The 5,421-nt window shown below is 29.4% G+C and carries 7 protein-coding genes and 1 pseudogene; 2 read left to right on the top strand and 6 right to left on the bottom strand.

The window, feature by feature from the left end; all coding sequences use genetic code 11:
- A pseudogene (locus Q326_RS18820) lies at nucleotides 1-206 on the top strand (IS110 family transposase); the annotation flags it as partial.
- 98 nt (nucleotides 207-304) lie between these two features.
- On the opposite strand, the gene Q326_RS0114660 reads toward Q326_RS18820, so the two are convergent.
- The 6 genes from Q326_RS0114660 to Q326_RS0114685 all read right to left on the bottom strand — a co-directional run bounded on the left by Q326_RS0114660 (nucleotide 305) and on the right by Q326_RS0114685 (nucleotide 4,517).
- On the bottom strand, nucleotides 305-1,141 hold the full coding sequence (locus Q326_RS0114660) for a 2-oxoacid:ferredoxin oxidoreductase subunit beta (protein WP_026896042.1): 837 nt from the start codon (nucleotides 1,139-1,141) through the stop codon (nucleotides 305-307).
- A complete protein-coding gene (locus tag Q326_RS0114665; RefSeq protein ID WP_026896043.1) occupies nucleotides 1,134-2,279 on the bottom strand; it encodes a 2-oxoacid:acceptor oxidoreductase subunit alpha in 1,146 nt (381 codons plus the stop codon). The genes Q326_RS0114660 and Q326_RS0114665 overlap by 8 nt, the downstream gene beginning before the upstream one ends.
- Nucleotides 2,272-2,484 (bottom strand): ferredoxin family protein, encoded by a 213-nt coding sequence (locus Q326_RS0114670; protein WP_245592119.1) that lies wholly within the window; start codon nucleotides 2,482-2,484, stop codon nucleotides 2,272-2,274. Before Q326_RS0114670 ends, Q326_RS0114665 begins: the two co-directional genes overlap by 8 nt.
- Before the next feature lie 156 nt (nucleotides 2,485-2,640).
- A complete protein-coding gene (gene surE, locus Q326_RS0114675; protein ID WP_026896045.1) occupies nucleotides 2,641-3,396 on the bottom strand; it encodes a 5'/3'-nucleotidase SurE in 756 nt (251 codons plus the stop codon).
- A 128-nt stretch (nucleotides 3,397-3,524) separates the two neighbouring features.
- On the bottom strand, nucleotides 3,525-4,094 hold the full coding sequence (mnmM, locus tag Q326_RS0114680; protein WP_026896046.1) for a tRNA 5-(aminomethyl)-2-thiouridylate-methyltransferase MnmM: 570 nt from the start codon (nucleotides 4,092-4,094) through the stop codon (nucleotides 3,525-3,527).
- Nucleotides 4,095-4,097: 3 nt separating this feature from the next.
- Complete coding sequence (locus Q326_RS0114685; protein ID WP_026896047.1) at nucleotides 4,098-4,517, bottom strand: GNAT family N-acetyltransferase; 420 nt, start codon at nucleotides 4,515-4,517, stop codon at nucleotides 4,098-4,100.
- A gap of 160 nt (nucleotides 4,518-4,677) precedes the next feature.
- Here Q326_RS0114685 and Q326_RS0114690 point away from each other — a divergent pair, with 160 nt between their 5' ends.
- Entirely contained in the window at nucleotides 4,678-5,097 is a 420-nt protein-coding gene (locus Q326_RS0114690) for a hypothetical protein (protein ID WP_026896048.1), read from the top strand.
- Nucleotides 5,098-5,421: the final 324 nt, after the last annotated feature.

Genomic DNA, 5,421 nt, shown 5'->3' on the forward strand with positions numbered 1-5,421 from the left:
GATACTACTTGATTGAGGCTGCTAACAGTGTTAAAAATCTCAATCCTGAGTACAAAGAATATTACTACAAAAAATATGGTGAAGTAACTACTCACCAGCACAAAAGAGCACTCGCACTTACATCTCGTAAATTAGTACGCCTGATTTTTAGCTTGCTGACTAAAAATCAAATCTACTCCAATGATAAAGTTGGAGAGATTCAATAAAATATTTTCCTATCCTAAACCTGTTTTTTTTTGCAAAAACCATAGGTTCTATTAAGGTTACCCTTTTTTAAACATTTCTTTTGTTTTATTTTAAAATATTATCTTGACATATTACCAGATTGCTTTTCAAAGATATCAATTATATTTTGATATTTTTCTGTATATTCAGATGCTGGCATATTATATAATTCCCCAATAACTATTTTTTCTATATTATTCCATTTTTCTTTTTCAGATAAACTTTTAACATTTATTGAAGTAGTTTTTAAATAATCCATCATATCTACAGAAGTACCCTTTCTATTTTTCCGACCATAGTATGTGGGACATATACTTACTGCTTCTATGAAAGAAAAGCCTTTATTTTTTATACCTTCTTCAGTAAGTTTTGTAATGACATTGGGATGGTATACTGTAGCTCTTCCTACATAGGTAGATCCAGCTCCTTTTGCTAAGTCACAAAGATCAAAGGCCCTATCTATATTACCATAAGGTGCTGTAGTGCCCTTGTCTCCAGTGGCTGTAGTTGGAGAATACTGACCACCAGTCATTCCATAGATATTATTATTAAAAACGATCGTAGTAATATCTATATTTCTTCTCGCTGCATGTATAAGGTGATTGCCTCCTATAGCAGAAGAATCTCCATCTCCAGTAAGTACTATAACATCTAAATTTGGATTTGCCATTTTAATTCCTGTGGCAAAGGCTAGAGCTCTACCATGAGTAGTATGCAAAGTATTGAAATCTAAATAACCTGGTGCCCTTGAAGAACAACCGATACCTGAAACTATACATACATTATTTTTATCTAACCCTAAATTATCTATTGCCCTTATAACAGAGTGCATTATAATACCATGACCACATCCAGGACACCATATATGGGGCAATTTATCCATTCTAAAATACTTTTTAATCAATTGGTTAGGCATTTTTATATACCTCCTTAACCTTAGAGATTATTTCATCTGGATGAATTAATTTACCATTTACTCTACCATATCTAAATATATCACAATATTTAGAGGCCACTCTCTCTACTTCTAATACATATTGCCCAAGGTTCATTTCTACTACTAGTATTTTTTTGAATTTTTTTCCTAATTGAATCACTTTATTCTCCATAAAAGGCCAAATAGTAATAGGTCTAAATAGCCCAACTTTAATACCTTGTTCTCTAAGGCAGTCTATAGCACTTTTGGCAGAACGAGCAGTACCACCATACGATATAATTGCTAATTCTGCATCATCTAATCTATATTCCTCATACAATGAAATATCATCTATATTTTTTTCTAACTTATAAACGAGTCTCTCAATTAATTTTTCCGCTTCCTCTTTATTATTTGTAGGAAAACCTGTTTCATCATGAGCTAATCCAGTAACATGATATCTATATTTTCCTCCAAAGGGGGTCATAGTTGGTACAGTATTTCCTTTCCTTACTCTATATGCTTTGAAGTCCTCTTGTTTTATATTAGAAGGTTCAATTCTATTGTAAATATTTATTTCTTCATCTGTTGGCAATTCAACCTTTTCTCTTAAATGTGCAACGGTTTCATCCATAAGTAAAATTACTGGAACCCTATATTTTTCAGAGTAGTTAAAAGCAGCTATAGTGATATCAAAAGTTTCTCGTACAGAAGAGGGACTGAAGGCAATTATTCCATGATCTCCATGGGTTCCCCATCTTGCTTGCATTACATCTCCTTGAGAAGGTGACGTAGGCAATCCTGTACTGGGACCACCTCTTTGTACATTAACTACTACACAAGGAACTTCTGCCATAGAAGCATATCCTATATTTTCTTGCTTAAGAGAAAAACCTGGTCCACTAGTTGCCGTCATAGCCTTTAATCCTGTCAAAGATGCACCGATAATAGCAGCCATACTGGCAATTTCATCTTCCATTTGAATAAATCTTCCCCCGTATCTGGGAAGCTTTTGAGCCGATAACTCTGCAATTTCTGTGGAAGGAGTTATGGGGTATCCTGCAAAAAATCTCATTCCTGCTTTTATCGCACCCTCCACACAGGCTTCATTTCCCTGCATCAGTTTAACATTATCCATTTATATCCCCCTTCTCCAAGAATATAGCGTAGTCTGGACATCTTAACTCACATAATTTGCATTTAATACATGCGGACTCATCTTTTATATTTACAATTCCGTTTTTAAGTTCTAAAACATTTTTGGGACAGAATCTAACACAAATTCCACAGCCTTTACACCAATCCTTATTAATATTAATTTTGATAATATTATCTACTATCAATATTAGCCCCCCTTGAAGATAATATTTAAATATAATAACATTTGCACCAAAAGGATATCAAAAAGAATTACAACTTGCAATTTTTATTACATCTTTGTAATAATAGTCAATATAATGAAGGCTCAGTTTCATTTTATGCAATATTCGTTAATATTGTTATTTTGTATTATTTAACTTCTTTAAAAAATCATAATCAGTTAAGTCATAATGTAATGGAGTTATTGAGATGAAATTTTTTTCAATAGCACCTATGTCACTTTCCTCTTTATTTTCAGTTTTTACCAGTCTTCCTGATAACCAATAATAATTTCGTCCCATAGGGTCTTGTCTTTTAACATAATTATCTTCATATTTTCTTATACCTAGATGGGTAAATTTTATACCTTTTATATCTTCCATTGAAGCAGAAGGTACATTTACATTAAATAATCCCTTATTATTTTTTAACTTTTTCATAATTATATTTACTAATTTGCAAGAGTATTTTGCTGCACCTTCATAATTCATTTTATCTCCAAAATCTGCTAATGATATGGCTATAGATGGAATGCCTTGTATGGACCCTTCCATGGCTGCAGATACAGTTCCAGAGTAGAGTACATCTGACCCTAAATTAGGTCCATTATTAATTCCTGATACTACTAAATCAGGCTTTTGGTTCAAAATAGATTCTACAGCAATTTTTACACAGTCTCCAGGAGTACCATTTACACTCCAAGCATTTATTTGTTTATAATAATTTTCAATTTTTTCAACCCTCAAAGGATTGTGTATAGTTATTGCATGGCCTGTAGCACTTCTTTCTCTATCTGGGGCTACTACAGTTACATGTCCTAACTTAGTCAATTCTTCTGCTAATAATTTAATACCTATTGCATTTATACCATCATCATTAGATATCAGAATATTCATAATAAATTCCTCCTATAAATTATTTAATTATATTTAAAAATAAGCCCTGTTTAAAGGACTTATTTTTAAACGGGATAAACTTTATTGTCTATATTGGAAAAATTTTTACCATTTTAAGAAAATGACAATTATGACTTTTTTATTCCGAAGAATATTGGGGGATTATTCTTTTGGTTAATAAATGTATGTTTTATTACCGAATATAGTTTTTGATCCAATGTAGATATATATTCTTCTAAAGCTATTTTTTCTTCACTTCCTCCTGTATGTCCCCAATAGGACACTATAGCAATTATACCTTCAGGATTAAGTAACTCTAATAAATACTTTATAGCTTTTATGGTAGTTTTAGGCTTAGTAATTATAGTATGATCACCTTTAGGCAGATAGCCTAAATTAAATATTGCAAAATCTATTTTATCAGTTAAATACTTTTTTATATTTTCATGTCCGTCGTATATAAGTCTTGTTCTATTTAATAATTTTTTATCTGATAGCTTTTTCTTTGTAAGATTTATTGCTATATCTTGAATATCAAAGGCATATATCTTTCCATTTTCACCCACAAGTTTCGCCAATAAAACAGTATCATTTCCATTTCCAGCAGTGGCATCTACTACAGTATCTCCTTTTTTTATTTTAGATTTCATTAATTCATGACTAAAGCTTAAAGCGTTTTTAAAATAAGATTTATCCATATGTCAAGACTCCCTATTACAGCATTTTTGAGAAAAAAATTTTTCGGTATTTAAATATAGTGTATTGTTACTATTTAAACTATCAATTGGAAAAAAACCAAAGTTAATAAGATATTCATCTATTTCTTCAAAATAGATATCTTTTATTCCATGTATGTCACAATAATTCAAAAGAGCTCTCAATAAGCCATCTCCATATCTTTTATTTCTTTTGTTTTTAGCAATGAATAATAACTTAAGTAGACCTCTAGTATAATTTTGTGTTTCAATATTGCAAATAGCAGCACCTATTATTTGGTTATTATCTTCCATTATGAAAACAATATCTGTTTTGCATATATTAAATAATTCATCATTTTTAACTAAAAATAATTTAACATAATCTAATTCTTTTTTAGTCTCCACTTTTTTTGCTATTATCATATATATTACCTCCCACTATATATTTTAAACAATTTCATTATAATAAAAAAGCTTTTACTCAAAATATTGTAAATATATATTTAAACTTATGTAAAATAAAGCACATATGTATTGTTAATAACATAATATAGATATTGCTAGTGAAGAAGGAGGTGAGAAAATGGAAAGGATGGACATACCTAAACTCATTACATCAGAAGTTATTGAAGCAGTAACGTCTAATGAGGAACAACTTAAAAGCTTATTTCATTTAAATGATGAGGAGGGCTTTATAAATAACAATAATTCAAAGATAGCATGGAATACTAAAATGTTAAAATTCATATTATGTGATGTTCAGATTTACCTAAAAAATAAAGAAAAAAACGAACAATTTTTTGAGGACAAAAATAAAACTACTATGATAAAAAGCCCTTATCAAATTCAAATCTGTGTATCTGAATTGCCAAATAAAAAACTGATGGAAAACTATAATGAAAAAATTCAAGAAATGAAAAAAACAATTGATTCGCTGAACAAAGATATTGAAGAAATAAAAAGTTTATTAAATTTTGGCCATATTTGTGAATCAAATAAATAGTATAATTTTTTGATAAAAATAACTGAAAACATTAACTTAAAATATAGATATGAATACTATACAAGTAGGAAGAGAGATAAAGGGATTAAAATAGTCTCTTTAAATATCTATAAAACAAGAATCTAATTCTTGTAAGGTTATTAGTTATCAAAATATTAATTTATTTTTATTAAAAGGAGGAAACAAAATGGCAGACAATATTAAAGATGCAATTAAAGCTGTATCTAAAAAGAGTCTGTAAATAACTTTGTGCTTTTAGGAAGTTTAAATCCAATCTGACAATAACTATTAAATTAAATAATATAGAACAAAATTGATACTAAC

The sequence above is a fragment of the Clostridiisalibacter paucivorans DSM 22131 genome (genome assembly GCF_000620125.1).
Classification (GTDB): domain Bacteria; phylum Bacillota; class Clostridia; order Tissierellales; family Clostridiisalibacteraceae; genus Clostridiisalibacter; species Clostridiisalibacter paucivorans.